14 protein-coding genes and 2 tRNA genes are annotated in these 15,559 nt (G+C 72.3%); 12 read left to right on the top strand and 4 right to left on the bottom strand.

What is annotated here, in order from left to right; translation table 11 throughout:
- Positions 1-193: 193 nt before the first annotated feature.
- The 3 genes from ACFRQN_RS15165 (at position 194) to ACFRQN_RS15155 (ending at position 4,370) form a co-directional block, all read left to right on the top strand.
- Entirely contained in the window at positions 194-1,435 is a 1,242-nt protein-coding gene (locus tag ACFRQN_RS15165) for a S8 family serine peptidase (protein WP_380740778.1), read from the top strand.
- 24 nt (positions 1,436-1,459) lie between these two features.
- Positions 1,460-2,800: a type VII secretion-associated serine protease mycosin gene (mycP, locus tag ACFRQN_RS15160; protein WP_380740776.1), complete on the top strand. Its 1,341-nt coding sequence runs from the start codon at positions 1,460-1,462 to the stop codon at positions 2,798-2,800.
- 163 nt (positions 2,801-2,963) lie between these two features.
- The gene (locus ACFRQN_RS15155; protein WP_380740774.1) at positions 2,964-4,370 is read left to right on the top strand and encodes an MFS transporter; all 1,407 of its coding nucleotides are present in this window, start codon (positions 2,964-2,966) and stop codon (positions 4,368-4,370) included.
- Between the two features lie 12 nt (positions 4,371-4,382).
- On the opposite strand, the gene ACFRQN_RS15150 is transcribed toward ACFRQN_RS15155, so the two are convergent.
- Positions 4,383-4,979 (bottom strand): flavodoxin family protein, encoded by a 597-nt coding sequence (locus tag ACFRQN_RS15150; protein ID WP_049653702.1) that lies wholly within the window; start codon positions 4,977-4,979, stop codon positions 4,383-4,385.
- 177 nt (positions 4,980-5,156) lie between these two features.
- On the opposite strand from ACFRQN_RS15150, the gene ACFRQN_RS15145 reads away from it, so the two are divergent.
- The 5 genes from ACFRQN_RS15145 to ACFRQN_RS15125 all read left to right on the top strand — a co-directional run bounded on the left by ACFRQN_RS15145 (position 5,157) and on the right by ACFRQN_RS15125 (position 9,086).
- Positions 5,157-5,663, top strand: a complete 507-nt coding sequence (locus ACFRQN_RS15145; RefSeq protein ID WP_380740771.1) for a winged helix-turn-helix transcriptional regulator — start codon at positions 5,157-5,159, stop codon at positions 5,661-5,663.
- A 143-nt stretch (positions 5,664-5,806) separates the two neighbouring features.
- Positions 5,807-5,882, top strand: a tRNA-Thr gene (locus tag ACFRQN_RS15140).
- Positions 5,883-6,051: 169 nt separating this feature from the next.
- Complete coding sequence (locus ACFRQN_RS15135; protein ID WP_049653699.1) at positions 6,052-6,720, top strand: response regulator transcription factor; 669 nt, start codon at positions 6,052-6,054, stop codon at positions 6,718-6,720.
- A gap of 141 nt (positions 6,721-6,861) precedes the next feature.
- The gene (galE, locus tag ACFRQN_RS15130) at positions 6,862-7,824 is read left to right on the top strand and encodes a UDP-glucose 4-epimerase GalE (protein WP_380740769.1); all 963 of its coding nucleotides are present in this window, start codon (positions 6,862-6,864) and stop codon (positions 7,822-7,824) included.
- Positions 7,825-8,093: 269 nt separating this feature from the next.
- Positions 8,094-9,086 (top strand): LuxR C-terminal-related transcriptional regulator, encoded by a 993-nt coding sequence (locus ACFRQN_RS15125; protein WP_380740767.1) that lies wholly within the window; start codon positions 8,094-8,096, stop codon positions 9,084-9,086.
- A 24-nt stretch (positions 9,087-9,110) separates the two neighbouring features.
- Here the strand turns inward: ACFRQN_RS15125 and ACFRQN_RS15120 are convergent, their stop codons facing one another.
- Entirely contained in the window at positions 9,111-9,608 is a 498-nt protein-coding gene (locus ACFRQN_RS15120; RefSeq protein WP_049660288.1) for a MarR family winged helix-turn-helix transcriptional regulator, read from the bottom strand.
- A gap of 111 nt (positions 9,609-9,719) precedes the next feature.
- On the opposite strand from ACFRQN_RS15120, the gene ACFRQN_RS15115 reads away from it, so the two are divergent.
- The gene (locus ACFRQN_RS15115; protein ID WP_380740765.1) at positions 9,720-10,520 is read left to right on the top strand and encodes a methyltransferase domain-containing protein; all 801 of its coding nucleotides are present in this window, start codon (positions 9,720-9,722) and stop codon (positions 10,518-10,520) included.
- A gap of 32 nt (positions 10,521-10,552) precedes the next feature.
- Here the strand turns inward: ACFRQN_RS15115 and ACFRQN_RS15110 are convergent, their stop codons facing one another.
- Both ACFRQN_RS15110 and ACFRQN_RS15105 read right to left on the bottom strand, forming a co-directional pair.
- Complete coding sequence (locus ACFRQN_RS15110; RefSeq protein ID WP_063780418.1) at positions 10,553-11,155, bottom strand: TetR/AcrR family transcriptional regulator; 603 nt, start codon at positions 11,153-11,155, stop codon at positions 10,553-10,555.
- Between the two features lie 212 nt (positions 11,156-11,367).
- Positions 11,368-12,447, bottom strand: a complete 1,080-nt coding sequence (locus ACFRQN_RS15105; protein WP_079271852.1) for a fatty acid desaturase — start codon at positions 12,445-12,447, stop codon at positions 11,368-11,370.
- 248 nt (positions 12,448-12,695) lie between these two features.
- On the opposite strand from ACFRQN_RS15105, the gene ACFRQN_RS15100 reads away from it, so the two are divergent.
- The 3 genes from ACFRQN_RS15100 (at position 12,696) to ACFRQN_RS15090 (ending at position 15,543) form a co-directional block, all read left to right on the top strand.
- A tRNA-Gln gene (locus ACFRQN_RS15100) sits at positions 12,696-12,766 on the top strand.
- A 143-nt stretch (positions 12,767-12,909) separates the two neighbouring features.
- Complete coding sequence (glmU, locus tag ACFRQN_RS15095; RefSeq protein WP_049653614.1) at positions 12,910-14,364, top strand: bifunctional UDP-N-acetylglucosamine diphosphorylase/glucosamine-1-phosphate N-acetyltransferase GlmU; 1,455 nt, start codon at positions 12,910-12,912, stop codon at positions 14,362-14,364.
- Between the two features lie 201 nt (positions 14,365-14,565).
- Positions 14,566-15,543 carry a ribose-phosphate diphosphokinase gene (locus tag ACFRQN_RS15090; RefSeq protein ID WP_049653615.1) on the top strand — a complete coding sequence of 326 codons (978 nt, stop codon included), beginning with the start codon at positions 14,566-14,568 and terminating at the stop codon, positions 15,541-15,543.
- Positions 15,544-15,559 lie beyond the last annotated feature (16 nt).

Genomic DNA, 15,559 nt, shown 5'->3' with positions numbered 1-15,559 from the left:
CACGCTTCCCGGTCGACGGAGAGATTGACGAGGAGTTGTGATGGGGCGGACGAACGCGCGGGCGCGTTGGCGAGTGCTTGCCACTGCGGTCCTGGTTGCGGGGGCCCTGGCCGGGCCGGCCGCAGCGCCAGCACTTGCTGACGGTTCGATCCGTGCCAACCAATGGCATCTAGATGCCATGCATGCCCCGGACATGTGGAAGACCACGAAGGGCGACGGGATCACTGTTGCGGTGATCGACGGAGGCTTCAAGCTTGACCATCCAGACCTGGCAGGACAGTTTTTGCCGGGTAAGGATTTCAGCGGCAGCTCCGGCGGCGTCGGGCTCGACGTCGGGGGTCATGGGACTCAGATGGCCAGTCTCATTGCGGGGACTGGAAAAGGCCAAGGGGGGGGCGGGGCTTACGGGCTGGCGCCTGGGGTTAAGGTCCTGCCGCTGAAGATCGCCAACGGCTCCGAGGGGTCGTCGATCTCGTCGGATTTCCTCGGCCAGATCGGCCAGGCGGTTGACTACGCGGTGAGCCAAGGCGCCAAGGTCATCAATATTTCCCAGGGTATGGCCGCAGTGCAGACTTCCTCCACGGACGTCGCCAAGCTGAACCGGATCCTTGCGAATGCAAGGGCTAAGGGGGCGCTGGTGGTCTCCAGTGTGGGAAATTCTGCGCAGGACGGAAATCTTGCGGAGTATCCAGGTGCCTTGCCGAATGTTGTCGGCGTCGGAGCCATCAACCGAAGCGGCACCGTGACTGCGGAGTCCCAGACGGGGCCGCAGGTCGCACTCGTGGGGCCGGGTGAGGACATGGTAGAGGCCTGTACCTCTGAAACCGGGTACTGCAAGAGTCATGGAACGTCCGACGCAACTGCTCTGGTGTCCGCCTCGGCGGCATTGGTCTGGTCGGTCCACAAGGACTGGAGCGCGAATCAGGTCCTGCGGGTCCTCATCAATACGGCGAGCAGGCCGAACGGGGGAGCGGTTCGCACGGACGATGCCGGCTGGGGTGCGGTGCGGCCGCGTATTGCTCTGACGGATCCGGGTGATCCGGGCCCGGCGAACGTGTCGCCGCTTCCGGCTGACGCGGCTACGCCGTCGGCGGCTCCGCTGCCGTCGGCTAGCGGGTCTGCTGCTGCCTCGGCGGTGCCGGTCCCGGTCGAGACTCCGACGGACGTGGCCGCCGGTGCGCCGTCGGCGCAGCCGAAGGCTGAGACGTCGTCGGGCTCGGGCGGTGCGTTGCCGATCGTGGCGGGTGTGGTGGCCGGGTTGGTGCTGGTGGCCGGTGTGGTGATCGCGGTGGTGCGGCGTCGGAAGTCGGCCGCGCAGCCCGAGGCGGCCCAGGTGCCGCCGGTGCCGTCGCAGCAGCCGATGGGGGCGGTGCCGCCGGCGCCGTCGTCGTACCAGCCGCCGGTTCCGCCGGAGGACAACCCGTACGCGAGGTAGTTCACGCTGTTGGGGGAACGCAGGATGTGGGTTCGTCGGCTTGTGGCCCTGGGGGCTGTGAGCCTGTGCCTGGTGGGGACCGCGGTGCCGCCGGCTGTCGCGGATGGCTCGATTCGTGCTGATCAGTGGCACTTGGACGCGATGCACGCTCCGGAGATGTGGAAGGTCTCCAAAGGGGCGAACGTCACTGTTGCGGTGATCGACGACGGCTTCAAGCTTGATCATCCGGACCTGGCAGGGCAGTTCTTGCCGGGCAAGGACCTCAGTGGAAGCCCGGGTGGGGTCGGATCCTTTGCGGACAACCATGGCACGATGATGGCCGGTCTCATCGCGGGGACCGGGAAGTCGGACGGCGGCAAGGGGGCCTATGGACTCGCTCCTGGCGCCAAGATTCTTCCGGTGAAGATCGCCAATGGATCCGAGCGGGCAGTGGTTTCGGCCGACTTCCTGGACCAGATCGGGCAGGCGGTGACGTACGCGGTCGAGCAGGGCGCCAAGGTCGTCAACATTTCGCAGGGAACGGCCGCCGTTACGACTTCTTCGGCTGATCTGGAGAAGTTGAACAAGATCCTGGCGTGGGCTCGGGCCAAGGGATCGCTGGTGGTCGCGAGCGTTGGAAACTCGGGTGACAAGGGGAACATCGTCGAATACCCGGGAGCCCTGCCCAACGTGGTCGGGGTAGGGGCTTCGGACCGGAACGGCACGGTCACCGCCGAGTCCGAGCGCGGTCCGCAGGTTGTCTTCGTCGCTCCCGGTATGGACATGATCGGGGCCTGTGCGGGCGGCACGGGGTACTGCAAGGGTCACGGTACGTCGGATGCGACCGCGATGGTGTCGGCCTCGGCGGCCTTGGTGTGGTCGGTGCATCCGGACTGGACGGCGAATCAGGTCCTGCGGGTTCTCATCAATACCGCGGGGAAGGCGAATGACGGGTCCGGTCGCAATGACCTCATCGGTTTCGGTGCGGTGCGGCCGCGTATCGCGTTGACGGATCCGGGGGATCCCGGCCCCGCCGACGTGTCGCCGCTTCCGGCTGACGCGGTTGTGCCGTCGGTGGCTCCGTCGCCTTCGGCGAGTGCGCCCGCTCCTGCGCCAGTGCTGCCGAGTCCGGCCGAGGTGGCCGTTGGTGTGCCGTCGGCGCCGCCGAAGGCTGAGGTGGCGTCGGGTTCGGGCAGTGGCGCGGTGCCGGTCGTCGCGGGGGTGGTGGCCGGGTTGGTGTTGGTGGCGGGGGTGGTGTTCGCGGTGGTGTGGCGGCGGAAGTCGGCTGTGCGGCCTCGGGTGGCTCAGGTGTCGCTGGTGCCGCCGCCGGACCTGCCGTCGTACCGGCCGCAGGTGCCGCCGGAGGACAACCCGTACGCGAGGTAGCCGGGTTGCGGGGCAGCCGCGCAGGCGGGTCGGCAGAGGTGTGAGGGCGTCAGGTGCATCCTGGCGCCCTCGCGCACGTCGGGGGCGTGGGGCGGCGGGTGTGCGCCGGGGTCACTCGGGTGGAGGCTGGTGGGGGCGGGGTGGGGGTGGCGAGGGTGGTGGTATGGATGCGGAGGGTGCTTGGCGGGTCGGGCAGGTGCGGCGGGCGGCGGCTGCGGCGCTGATCGGGACGGCGATCGAGTTCTACGACTTCTTCATTTACGGGACGGCGGCCGCGTTGGTGTTCGGGCCGGTGTTCTTTCCCGGATTGGGCACGGTGGGGGCGCTGTTGGCGGCGTTCTCGGTGTACGCGGTGGCGTTCCTGGCCCGGCCGGTGGGGGCGGTGGTGTTCGGGCACTTCGGGGACCGGGTGGGGCGGAAGGCGACGCTGGTGGTGTCGCTGCTGCTGATGGGGTTGGCGACGGCGGCGGTGGGGCTGTTGCCGGGGTTCGGGGCGTGGGGGTGGTGGGCGCCGGCGGTGCTGGTGGTGCTGCGGGTGTGCCAGGGCGTCGGGTTGGGCGGGGAGTGGGGCGGGGCGGCGCTGCTGATCGCGGAGAACGCGCCGGCCGGGCGGCGGGGGCGGTACGGGGGGTTCCTGCAGCTGGGGCCGACGATCGGGTTCGTGCTGGCGAACGGGGTGTTCCTGGCGCTGCAACTCGGCCTGGACGAGGGGGCGTTCCGCGCGTGGGGTTGGCGGGTGCCGTTCCTGGCCTCGTTCGTCCTGGTCGCGGTGGGGCTGTTCGTGCGGCTGCGGGTCGAGGAGTCGCCGCTGTTCCGGACGGAGGGGCGCCGGGAGCGGCTGCCGGTGCTGGAGGTGCTACGCGGGCACTGGCGTCCGGTGCTGGCGGGCGGCGGGGCGATCACCGTGGGGTACGCGCTGTTCTACCTGACCACGACGTACACGCTGGCGTACGCGACGACCGGGCTCGGGGTGGCGAGCACGGTGGTGCTGTCGATGCTGCTGGTCGGGGCGGTGGGCATGGCCGCGACGGTGTGGTTGAGCGCCTCGCGCAGTGACCGTTGGGGGCGGCGGCGGACCTTGCGGTGGGCGACGGCTCTGGCCGCGGTCTGGTCGCCGGTGCTGTTCCCGCTGTTGGAGACGGTGAGCCGGCCGCTGATGTTCGTCGGGCTGGCGGGGGCGATGGTGGTGCTGGGCTGCATGTTCGGGCCGTTGGCGGCGTTCCTGCCGGAGCTGTTCCCGACCCGGGTGCGCTATACGGGCGCGGCGCTGACGTACAACCTGGGCGGTGTGGTCGGCGGTGCGACGACGCCGCTGGTGGCCACCCGGCTGACCGGGGCGTATGGGACGGCGCAGCCGGTGGGCTGGTACCTGGCGGTGCTGGGTGTGCTGGCCCTGGGGTGCCTGCGGATGCTGCCGGAGAACACCGGTGCGGAGCTCGGCTCGCTGGACGGTGTGGCGGGCGGGGTGACGGGCGGTGCGGCGGACGGTGCCGAACTCGGTTCGGCGGACGGCCCGGTGGACGGCGGAGGCCGCCGGGCGCCCCGGTTGGGGACGGATCCGGCGGCCTGACGAGGGGTGGGCTCAGCCGGCCAGGGCGGCGCGGCCGGCCAGCACGACGGCGGTGTGCCGGGCGACGCGGTCGCCGAGGTGCTCGGCGGTGGCGATGTCGGACTTGTGGACGGCCTCCGGGCCGGCGTCGGCCGGGGAGGACGCGGCGGCGCCGTTGGAGAAGCCGAGCCGGTTGAGGTCGTCCTCGGAGGCGGTGGTGGCGTTCCAGCCGGGCTTGAGGCCGAGGTTGACCCAGCTCATGCCGTGCTGGGCGGCGAGGGTCTGGAAGAAGAAGAGGGTGCCGGCCTTGTCGCCGCTCTTGGAGGCGGAGTTGGTGAAGCCGGCCGCGACCTTGTCCTTCCAGGAGTCGGAGAACCAGCGCTTGCTGGTGGCCTCGGCGAAGACGTGGAAGGCGCCGGAGGCGGTGCCCATGTAGGTGGGGGAGCCGAAGACGATCGCGTCGGCGGCGTCCAGCTGGGCCCACTGCTCCTCGGTGATGGTGTCGACGGCGATCGTGACGACCTCGGCACCCGCGGCGGCGGCGCCACGGGCGACGGCCTCGGCGATCACGGCGGTGTGGCCGTAGCCGGAGTGGTAGGCGAGGGCGACGGTCGGACGGACGGCGGTCATGCGGCGCTCCAGGGGACGGGTGCGGGCCGGCGCGGTGGCCGGCGGGCAGGCGTGGGGATGGGACGGGGCGGGCGCACCGCGGTGGCGGCGGGCCCCGGCTCCGTTGGTCTCCAATATAGACCAGGTCTCTATTGGTTACCAAGGGTGGATTGGAGACCGCAGAGCTACCCTGGACGCATGACGACGGAGCAAGCGGCCCGGACCGGGACCGGACAACCCGCGGAGCAGGACGCGAAGGACGTGCGGAACGCCCAGGAAGCACGGGGCGCGAAGGAAGCGCGGGACGCACGGGGGGAGTCGGACGGACCGGACGAGCTGGAGTACGACGTGTTCGCCCAGCTCTGTCCCAGTCGCGCGGTCTTCGCCGAGCTGGCCGACAAGTGGTCGATGCTGATCCTGATGAGCCTCCTCGGCTGCGGGCCGCAGCGCTTCTCCGAACTCCAGCGCGGGGTCGGCGGGGTCAGCCGCAAGATGCTCACCCAGTCGCTGCGCAACCTGGAGCGCAGCGGGCTGGTGCTCCGTACGGTCTTCCCGGAGACGCCGCCGCGGGTGGTCTACGACCTGCTGCCGCTCGGTCGCGAACTGGCCGAGCTGCTCGCGCCGGTCGGCCGGTGGACGGAGCACCGCGCCAGGCGGATGGTGGCGGCCCGCGAGGAGTTCGACGCGGTGCACGGCGAGGACTGAGCCGGCGCGTGGCGACGGCCGGGAGGGCCGGTGCGGCGAGGTCCGGGCCGGCCGGCGGCGGAGGCCGGAGGCCGATTTCCCTTCCGGGCCCGGAGCCGTGTAATGTCTTCCTTGTTCGACCGGCCCGGTGAAAAGCCCGGCAAGCCCCTATAGCTCAGTCGGTAGAGCGTCTCCATGGTAAGGAGAAGGTCTGCGGTTCGATTCCGCATGGGGGCTCCACTGAAAGACCCTCGCCTCACGGCGGGGGTCTTTCGCGTTTCCCGACCGGTTCCGCGGCCCGACACGCCACGGCCTAGCGGGTCGGGTACGGAATGCGCTGTGATGGTGCGTCATCGGCCGCCCGCCCGAGGGGTGCGGGCGCGAGCCGAACCCCGACCGGGAGGGTGTCATGGGTGTTCGACTCGTCGTGGTGGACGACCACCGGCTGCTGGCCGAAGCGCTGGCCACCGCACTTCAGCTGCGCGGCCACCGGGTGCTGGCGGTCGGCTCCCCGGCCGGTGTCGCCGCCGATCTGGTGGTCGGGCGGCGGCCCGAGGTGTGTCTGCTGGGGGTGGCCGCGCCGGGGGAGTCGGGCGCCTTCGACGGGCTGCGCCGGATCCGTCGGGAGCGCCCTGAGGTGGCCGTGATCGTGCTCGGTCCGGTGGGCGAACTGCGCGGAGTGGCAGGGGCGTTCGCGGCCGGCGCGGCCGGGTACGTGCCCAGCGACGAGCGGATCGAGGTGGTCGAGCGGGCCATCGGGCGGGCGCGCGCGGGCGAGGCCGCGGTCGCGGTGGACATCCTGCGCGGCGCCTTCGACCAACTGCTGCGCCCGGCGGCCGAACCGGACGACGAGGCCGTCCGGCTGCTGCGGCTGCTGACCCGCCGTGAGGTGCAGGTGCTGGCCCGGATCGCGGACGGCGAGGACACCGCGGCGATCGCCGCCGGGATGCGGATCGCCGCCAGTACCGCCCGGACGCACGTCCAGCGGGTGCTGATGAAGCTCGGCGCGCGGACCCGGCTGGAGGCGGCCGCGGTGGCGGCGCGCACCGGTCTGCTGGAGCGGATGGCCGGCGGCTGAGGAGTTGGTGAGAAGGCTGGAAGCAGTCGTCCGGGTGGCGCGGAGCACCCCGGTGGGATTGGGAGAATGACCCCAGTCGTACGGATTCCGTCGACGGCTTCCGCCCGACCGGGCGGACCGTCGTTCGCTGGAGGTCGCAACATGAGTAAGTACCTGGTCACGGGTGGCGCCGGCTACGTCGGCAGTGTGGTCGCCGCCCACCTGCTGGAGGCGGGGCACCGGGTGACCGTCCTGGACGACCTCTCCACCGGTTTCCGCGAGGGCGTCCCGGCCGGTGCCGAGTTCGTCGAGGGCCGGATCCAGGAGGCCGACAAGGTGCTGGACGGCTCCTTCGACGGCGTGCTGCACTTCGCCGCCTCCTCGCAGGTCGGCGAGTCGGTCGCGGACCCGGAGAAGTACTGGCGCAACAACGTGGCCGGCTCGCTGGAGCTGATCAGCGCGATGCGCGCGGCGGGCGTGCGCAAGCTGGTGTTCTCCTCCACCGCCGCGACCTACGGCGAGCCGGAGGCCGTGCCGATCGCCGAGACCGCCCGCACCGCGCCGACCAACACCTACGGCGCCACCAAGCTCGCGGTGGACCACCTGATCACCAGTGAGGCCGTCGCGCACGGCCTGGCCGCCGTCTCGCTGCGCTACTTCAACGTGGCCGGTGCGTACGGGTCCTACGGTGAGCGGCACGACCCCGAGTCGCACCTGATCCCGCTGGTCTTCCAGGCCGCGCTGGGGCAGCGTCCGCACATCGCGGTGTACGGCGACGACTACCCGACCCCGGACGGCACCTGCGTCCGCGACTACATCCATGTCGCGGACCTGGCCGAGGCGCACCTGCTGGCGCTGGACGCGGCGAAGCCGGGCGAGCACCTGATCTGCAACCTGGGCAACGGCAGCGGCTTCTCGGTGCGCGAGGTGATCGAGTCGGTCAAGCGTGTCACCGGCCGGGAGATCCCGGTGCAGGTCGCGGGCCGCCGGGCCGGCGACCCGGCGGTGCTGGTGGCCTCGGCCGCCCGCGCCCACGAGACGCTGGGCTGGACCCCGCGCCGCCCGAACCTGGACGAGATCGTCGCCGACGCCTGGACGTTCACCCTGGCGAAGAACGAGCGGTGAGGAAAGACCGGTGAGCAACGGCCGGTGAGCAGTGGTGGAGTGGGGGTCGGACGGTCCAAGTCCGGCCACTCACGCACCTTCTGACGAAACTTCACCGAATCGCCACGAGCGCGTTTCCCGCCCCGTACGCTGAGTGCGGTACCGGTGGGGGCCGGTGCCCATTCGGCCTCACCGGCCACCGGTGGGCGGGCGGAACGGCGGGTCCGGAACGCGGATGCCGGGCCGGTCCCCGCCCCCGGGCTCGGGCGGTGCGAGCAGGGGGAGGGACGATGGGGCGGATTCGCGTCCTGGTGGTCGACGACCACCGGATCTTCGCCGAGGCACTGGCCGCGGCGCTGGCCGCCGAGCCGGACGTGGAGGTGGGGGCGGCCGGCAGTGCCGCCGCCGCCGAGCGGGCCTTGGAGCGGGCGGCCGGCGAGGGCCGGTCCTACGACGTGGCGTTGATCGACGCCGACCTGGGCGTCGAGCCGGTCGGTGCGGCCGGGACGATCGGGACTGGCGGCCAGGCGGGCGTGCCGGGAGCGCAGGCGGGCGGCGGAGTGCCGGCCCGCCGTCGGCCCGGCGCGGAGTACGGCGACGAGGCCCGGCGCGGCCGCGGTGCCCCGCCCGTGCCGCAGCCGCGCCGGCCGGCCGTACCGGTGGGGGTGCCGGTTCCGTTGTCGGGCGGGCTGCCGACCGGGGTGCGGGCCGTGGTGGACCCGCTGCGGGGCGATCAGTTCAGACCCGCCGCCCCGCCACCGGACGGCATCACCCTGCTCGCCCGGCTCCGCCGCGCCCACCCCGGGCTGCGCGCCGTCGTCCTGGCCACCGCCGACGACCCGCACCGCGCCGCCCGCGCCCTGCACGCGGGCGCCACCGGCTGGGTGGCCAAGGAGAGTTCACTGGCCCGGCTGCTGGCGGTGGTCCGGGGCGTGCTGCGGGACGAGACGCACCTGCCGCCCGCGCTGCTCACCGGGGTGATCCGCGAGCTCACCACCGCCCGGCGGGACCGCACCGAGAGCGAGCGGCTGGTGGACACCCTGACGCCGCGGGAGAAGCAGATCCTGCGCTGTATGGTCGCGGGCCTCGGCCGGCAGGCCGTCGCGGAGCGGCTCTACCTGTCGCCGCACACCGTCCGGACGCACATGCAGAACGTGCTGGGAAAGCTCGGGGTGCACTCCACGCTGGCGGCCGTCGCGGTCGCCCGCCGGGCCGGGGTCAGCCCGGCCGAGCCGGCCGCGCCCCCGCCGTCCCCGGTGGTCGGCACCGTCGAACGGCCCTGACCCACAAGCCCGGGCCCGGAGCCGTCAGCCCGGGATGTTGTCGAACGGGGCGACCAGCACGCGCAGCAGCGCGGCGAGTTCGGTCTGCTGGCCGGAGGTGAGCTGGGCGAGCAGTTCGCGTTCGTGCGCGAGCAGTCCGGCGAGCGCCTGGTCGGCGCGGTCGCGGCCGTCGTCGGTGAGCCTGACCAGCACGCCGCGACGGTCGTCCGGGTCGGGCAGGCGCTTGACCAGGCCCTTGCCGGTGAGGCGGTCGATCCGGTTGGTCATGGTGCCGGAGGTGACCAGGGTCTGGGTGAGCAGCTGGCCGGGGGAGAGCTGGTACGGGGAGCCGGCCCGCCGCAGGGCGGTCAGGACGTCGAACTCCCAGGGCTCCAGCCCGTGCTCGGCGAAGGCGGTGCGGCGGGCGCGGTCCAGGTGCCGGGCGAGCCGGCTGACCCGGCTGAGCACCTCCAGCGGCTCCACGTCGAGGTCGGGGCGCTCCCGGCGCCACGCTGCGACCAGCCTGTCGACCTCGTCCTCCATGACGATCAGTGTATCGGTGGATGTGTCGATGTGAAGTCTCTTGACATCGAGAAATGTGCCAGCAAGGCTAACGCTGGATATCTTGATATCGAGATACCTGTGAGGTGAACCATGACCACCCCCGTCTGGGACCCGGAGCAGTACCTGCGCTTCGCCGACGAACGCAACCGTCCGCTGCGCGAACTGCTCGCCCGCGTCCCCGCCCTCCCGCACCCCGGTGCCGAGGTGATCCTGGACATCGGCTGCGGCCCCGGCAACTCCACCGCCGCGCTGCGCGAGCGCTGGCCGACCGCCCGCCTCACCGGCGTCGACAACTCCGCCCCGATGCTGGCTACCGCCCGTACCGGGGGCGAGCCCACGGCCGAGTACCTGCTCGCCGACGCCCGCGAGTACGACCCGGCCCCGGCCGGGCCCGACCTGATCGTCTCCAACGCCACCCTCCAGTGGGTGGACGGGCACCTGGCGCTGCTGCCGCGCTGGGCGGCGGCCCTCGAACCTGGTGGGGTGCTCGCCTTCCAGGTGCCCGGCAACTTCGACGCCCCCAGCCACACCCTGCTCGCCGACCTGCGCCGCAGCGCCCGCTGGCGGGGCCTGCTCGGCGAGGAGGCCGTCCGGGCCGGCGTCCACCCGCCCGAGCGCTACCTCGACGCCCTGGTCGCCGCCGACTGCCTGCCGGACGTCTGGGAGACCACCTACCGCACCCTGCTGCCGGGGCCGGACCCGGTGCTGGAGTGGGTCAAGGGCACCGCGCTGCGCCCGGTCCTCACCCGGCTCACCGACCCGGCCGACCGGGCCGCCTTCCTGGCCGAGTACGGGCGGCTGCTGCGCGAGGCCTACCCGGCCGGGCCGCACGGGACGGTCTTCCCGTTCCGGCGGATCTTCGCCGCGGGGGTGAGACGGCCGTACGGGTGAGGCGGCCGCGGGGCCGGGTCGGCCCGGCCCGGTCAGCCCTTGCGCTCGCCGACCAGCCGCGGGTGCCGCTCCAGGCCCTCCAGCCCGTGCCAGGCGAGGTTCACCAGGTGCGCCGCCACCGTCGCCTTGTCCGGCTTGCGGACCTCCAGCCACCACTGCCCGGTCAGCGCGACCATCCCGACCAGCATCTGCGAGTACATCGGGGCCAGCCGGGCGTCGAAGCCGCGGGACTTGAACTCCAGGCCCAGGATGTCCTCGACCTGCGTGGCGATGTCGCTGATCAGCGAGGCGAAGGTGCCGGTCGACTGGGCCACCGGGGAGTCCCGGACCAGGATCCGGAAGCCGTCCGTCGAGGTGTCGATGTAGTCCATCAGCGCGAAGGCGGCCTGCTCCAGCAGCTCGCGCGAGTGCCCGCCGGTCAGGGCCCCGGTGACCATGTCCAGCAGCAGCTGCATCTCGCGGTCGACGACCACCGCGTACAGCCCCTCCTTGCCGCCGAAGTGCTCGTACACCACGGGCTTCGACACCCCGGCGCGCTCGGCGATCTCCTCCACCGAGGTGCCGTCGTAGCCGCGCTCGGCGAAGACCGTCCGGCCGATCTCCAGCAGCTGTTCGCGCCGCTGCTTGCCGGTCATCCGGACCCGGCCGCCCCGGCGGCGGGCCGTCGGGGCCGGGCCGCCGCCGGCGCCCCGGTCCGGACCTCCGTCGTCGGTGCCGGCCGCCGGTGCGGCGGCCCGCGGACGGGCCTGCGCCGTGGCGGGCGCCGCGTCCGTCCGCGTGCCGTGGTGACCGCCCCTGCTGTCTGCGCTGCTCCCGTTCACCCCTACATCATGCTGGAAGCGCCGCCTCATGCGGCGCGGCGGGCGGCGATCCGCTGCGCGTCCGGCCAGCGGACGTCCCGGACCCAGCCGGCCAGCTCGAACCAGCGGATCAGCCGGGCCGAGGAGTCGATCTGCCCGCGGAGCACCCCGTGCCGGGCCGAGGTCGGGTCGGCGTGGTGCAGGTTGTGCCAGGACTCCCCGCAGGAGAGCACGGCCAGCCACCAGACGTTGCCGGAGCGGTCCCGGGAGCGGAACGGGCGCCGGCCGACGGCGTGGCAGATCGAGTTGATCGACCAGGTGACGTGGTGCAGCAGGGCCACCCGGACCAGCGAACCCCAGAAGAAGGCGGACAGCGCGCCCTCCCAGGACAGGCTCACCAGGCCGCCGATCAGCGCGGGCAGCAGCAGCGAGATGGTGGTCCAGAGCCAGAACAGCCGGGAGATCCGCCGCAGGGCCGGGTCGCGCACCAGGTCCGGGGCGTACGTGAGCTGCGGGGTCTGCTCCTCGTCGAACATCCAGCCCATGTGGGCCCACCAGAGGCCCTTCATCAGCGCCGGGACGCTCTCCCCGTAGCGCCACGGCGAGTGCGGGTCGCCGTCCTTGTCGCTGAACCGGTGGTGCTTGCGGTGGTCGGCCACCCAGCGCACCAGCGGGCCCTCGACGGCGAGGCTCCCGGCGATCGCCAGCGCCAGGCGCATCGGGCGGCCGGCCTTGAAGGCGCCGTGGGTGAAGTAGCGGTGGTAGCCGATGGTGATGCCGTGGCAGGTGAGGTAGTACATGCCGACGGTGATGGCGAGGTCCGTCCAGCCCAGCCCCCGGCCCCAGGCCACCGGGACGGCGGCGACCAGGGCGGCGAACGGCACGAGGATGAACAGGGAGAGCGCGATCCGCTCGGCCGGGCCCTGCTTCTCGCCGCCGCGGGTGGCGGACAGCCGGGTGGCGGCGGTGTCGGAGTCGCCGGTCCCGGCGGTCTGGTCGGCGGTCTCCACGGCGTCGTCGGTCTCCACGGGTGCGGCGGGGTCGGTGGGTTCGGCGGGTTCGGGGTCGGGAGACGGAGTGCGGGACGCGGCGTTCCCCGCGCGCGCCTCGCCTGCCTGGATGGTCATGGGCGTCCCTTGTGCGGCGTCCCGGAACGGGAGCGAAGCGGAGCTACGTTGGCGTAACCTACGGCATCGTAGGTTGCGCTCCGTGTCCAGGGGAACACACCGCCGCGCGGCGCTTGAGTGAATTCACCCGACTGGATGGATGAACCGGGGGGCCGGCGGGTTCGGCCGCCGGGGCTGGAATCCGGGCCGTGGATCGGTCAAGTCGATACCCACGGCAGGGCCCTCTCGGGTAGGGTCTGACACGACTGTCCGCCGTGGTGTAATGGCAGCACAGGGCCCTTTGGAGGCCTTTGTCTGGGTTCGAATCCTAGCGGCGGAGCCTCTGCACGCCTCGGGTTCGGGCGTTATCCGTAGCGCCGGTATTGTCGGTGCTGCTCGGCGGACTGTGCGAATGGCGACCGGCCTGGGTCCGGGCCGGGCCTGCTCTGCCCTCTCTGTGAACCTACCGAGGAGCCTCCCCGCATGGGTGCCAATTCGCTTGCCGCCGTTGTCGTGCTCGCCGCCGGTGGCGGGACCCGGATGAAGTCGAACAAGCTACCCAAGGTGCTGCACGAGGTGTGCGGCCGCTCGTTGGTGGGTCACGCGGTCTCGGCGGCCCGGGAACTGACGCCCGGCCAGCTGGTCGTCGTGGTCGGCCACCAGCGCGAGCTGGTCGTGGCGCACCTGACGGAGCACTACCCGGCCACCCGCACCGCGGTGCAGGCGGAGCAGAACGGCACCGGGCACGCGGTGCGCACCGCGCTGGAGTCGCTGGCCGCCGACGGCGCCGTGCTGGACGGCACCGTGATCGTCACCGCCGGCGACTCGCCGCTGCTGACCGGGGAGACCCTGCGCCGGCTGGCCGACGCGCACACCGCCCAGCAGAACGGCGTCACCGTGCTGACCGCCGTCGTCCCGGAGCCCTTCGGCTACGGCCGCATCCTGCGGGACGAGGACGGCACCGTCGCCGCGATCGTCGAGGAGCGCGACGCCAGTGCCACCCAGCGCGCGATCACCGAGATCAACTCCGGCGTCTTCGCCTTCGACGCCAAGCTGCTCACCGCGGCGCTGGGCGAGCTCACCACGGACAACTCGCAGGGCGAGGAGTATCTGACCGACACCCTGGAGATCCTGCGCACGGCGGGCCACCGGGTCGGCGCCGTGGTGGCCGAGGACCACCGGGACATCCTGGGCATCAACGACCGGGTCCAGCTGGCGCAGGCCCGCCGGCTGCTGAACGACCGCCTGCTGGAGCGGGCGATGCGCGAGGGCGTCACCGTGGTGGACCCGGCGACCACCTGGTTCGACGTGCAGGTCACGTACGAGCCGGACGCCGTGGTGCTGCCGAACACCCAGCTCCAGGGCGCCACGCACCTGGGCGAGGGCTGCGAGGTCGGCCCGAACTCGACCCTCAAGGACACCCTGGTCGGCGCCGGCGCCCGGGCGAGCAACACCACGGCCGACCGCGCCGAGATCGGCGAGCTGGCCACCGCCGGCCCGTACGCCTACCTGCGGCCGGGTGCCCGGCTGGGCCGCAAGGCGAAGGTCGGCACCTACGTCGAGGTGAAGAACTCCGAGCTGGGCGAGGGCGCCAAGGTGCCGCACCTGTCCTACATCGGCGACGCCACGATCGGCGAGGGCACCAACATCGGCGCGGCCTCCGTCACCGTGAACTACGACGGCGTGAACAAGCACCGCACGGTCATCGGCGCGCACTGCCGCACCGGCTCGGACAACATGTTCATCGCCCCGGTCACCGTCGGTGACGGCGCCTACACCGGCGCCGGCTCGGTGATCACCAACGACGTCCCGGCCGGGGCGCTCGGTGTGAACCGGGCCACGCAGCGCAACATCGAGGGCTGGGTCGAGCGCAAGCGCCCCGGGACGGTGTCCGCGCAGGCCGCGAAGGCGGCGGCGGACGGGGCCGAGCAGGCCTGAGCGGGCGGGCCGGGGCCGGGGGACGGTCCCGAGGCGGACGGTTTCTGCGCGGGCGCGTAACCTTGGGGACATACGTGCGCCACAGGGCTTACCGCCCGTGTCCAGGCGTACCGACAATTCCCCAACCCGTACCGCGAGCGGGCCCTGCCTGCCCGCCACCGGGTCGAGGGTTCAGCGTTCGCAACGCGAGGAGACGGTGCAGTGAGCGGGATCACGACGTCGGGTGAGAAGAAGCTGAAGCTCTTCTCCGGCCGTGCCCACCCGGAGCTGGCGAAGGAGGTGGCCGAGGCACTCGGGACCGAGCTGGTCCCCACCAAGGCCCTGGACTTCGCCAACGGCGAGATCTACGTCCGCTTCCTGGACTCCGCGCGCGGCGCGGACTGCTTCGTGATGCAGAGCCACACGGCTCCCATCAACCAGTGGATCATGGAACAGCTGATCATGATCGATGCTCTGAAGCGGGCCTCCGCCAAGAGCATCACCGCGATCCTGCCGTTCTACGGGTACGCCCGCCAGGACAAGAAGCACCTCGGCCGCGAGCCCATCTCGGCCCGCCTGGTCGCCGACCTGCTGCGCCAGGCCGGTGCCGACCGCCTGATGGCCGTGGACCTGCACACCGCGCAGATCCAGGGCTTCTTCGACGGCCCGGTGGACCACCTGTTCGCGCTGCCGCTGCTGGCCGACTACATCGGCGGGAAGGTCGACCGCGACAAGCTGACGGTCGTCTCCCCGGACGCCGGCCGCGTGAAGGTCGCCGACCAGTGGTGCGACCGGCTGGACGCCCCGCTGGCGATCATCCACAAGCGCCGCGACATCACCCAGGCCAACACCATCCTGTCGGCCGACGTCGTCGGTGACGTCAAGGGCCGGGTCTGCGTGCTGGTCGACGACATGATCGACACCGCCGGCACCATCTGCGCCGCGGCCGACGCGCTGTTCGACAACGGCGCCGCGGACGTCGTGGTGGCCGCCACCCACGGTGTGCTCTCCGGCCCGGCCGCGGACCGGCTGAAGAACTCGCGGGTGAGCGAGTTCGTGTTCACCAACACGCTGCCCACCCCGGCCTCGATCCAGCTGGACAAGATCACCACGCTGTCCATCGCCCCGTCGATCGCCGCCGCGATCCGCGAGGTCTTCGAGGAGGGCTCCGTGACCAGCCTCTTCGAGGGCGTGCACTGACGAAGGCCCGTGCAGG

The organism is Kitasatospora sp. NPDC056800 (assembly GCF_042789775.1).
Taxonomy (GTDB): Bacteria; Actinomycetota; Actinomycetes; order Streptomycetales; family Streptomycetaceae; genus Kitasatospora.
Note: the sequence above shows the minus strand (reverse complement) of the source record. Positions and strands in the feature narration are given on the sequence as shown.

What these genes read in the sequence shown, in the direction of transcription:
- ACFRQN_RS15155 (WP_380740774.1), top strand. Translation starts at nt 2,964, where the DNA reads ATGGATGCGGAGGGTGCTTGGCGGGTCGGGCAGGTGCGGCGGGCGGCG.
- galE (WP_380740769.1), top strand. Translation starts at nt 6,862, where the DNA reads ATGAGTAAGTACCTGGTCACGGGTGGCGCCGGCTACGTCGGCAGTGTG.
- ACFRQN_RS15125 (WP_380740767.1), top strand. Translation starts at nt 8,094, where the DNA reads ATGGGGCGGATTCGCGTCCTGGTGGTCGACGACCACCGGATCTTCGCC.
- ACFRQN_RS15150 (WP_049653702.1), bottom strand. Translation starts at nt 4,979, where the DNA reads ATGACCGCCGTCCGTCCGACCGTCGCCCTCGCCTACCACTCCGGCTAC.
- ACFRQN_RS15120 (WP_049660288.1), bottom strand. Translation starts at nt 9,608, where the DNA reads ATGGAGGACGAGGTCGACAGGCTGGTCGCAGCGTGGCGCCGGGAGCGC.
- ACFRQN_RS15135 (WP_049653699.1), top strand. Translation starts at nt 6,052, where the DNA reads ATGGGTGTTCGACTCGTCGTGGTGGACGACCACCGGCTGCTGGCCGAA.
- ACFRQN_RS15110 (WP_063780418.1), bottom strand. Translation starts at nt 11,155, where the DNA reads ATGACCGGCAAGCAGCGGCGCGAACAGCTGCTGGAGATCGGCCGGACG.
- ACFRQN_RS15165 (WP_380740778.1), top strand. Translation starts at nt 194, where the DNA reads ATGTGGAAGACCACGAAGGGCGACGGGATCACTGTTGCGGTGATCGAC.
- mycP (WP_380740776.1), top strand. Translation starts at nt 1,460, where the DNA reads ATGTGGGTTCGTCGGCTTGTGGCCCTGGGGGCTGTGAGCCTGTGCCTG.
- ACFRQN_RS15105 (WP_079271852.1), bottom strand. Translation starts at nt 12,447, where the DNA reads ATGACCATCCAGGCAGGCGAGGCGCGCGCGGGGAACGCCGCGTCCCGC.
- ACFRQN_RS15115 (WP_380740765.1), top strand. Translation starts at nt 9,720, where the DNA reads ATGACCACCCCCGTCTGGGACCCGGAGCAGTACCTGCGCTTCGCCGAC.
- glmU (WP_049653614.1), top strand. Translation starts at nt 12,910, where the DNA reads ATGGGTGCCAATTCGCTTGCCGCCGTTGTCGTGCTCGCCGCCGGTGGC.
- ACFRQN_RS15145 (WP_380740771.1), top strand. Translation starts at nt 5,157, where the DNA reads ATGACGACGGAGCAAGCGGCCCGGACCGGGACCGGACAACCCGCGGAG.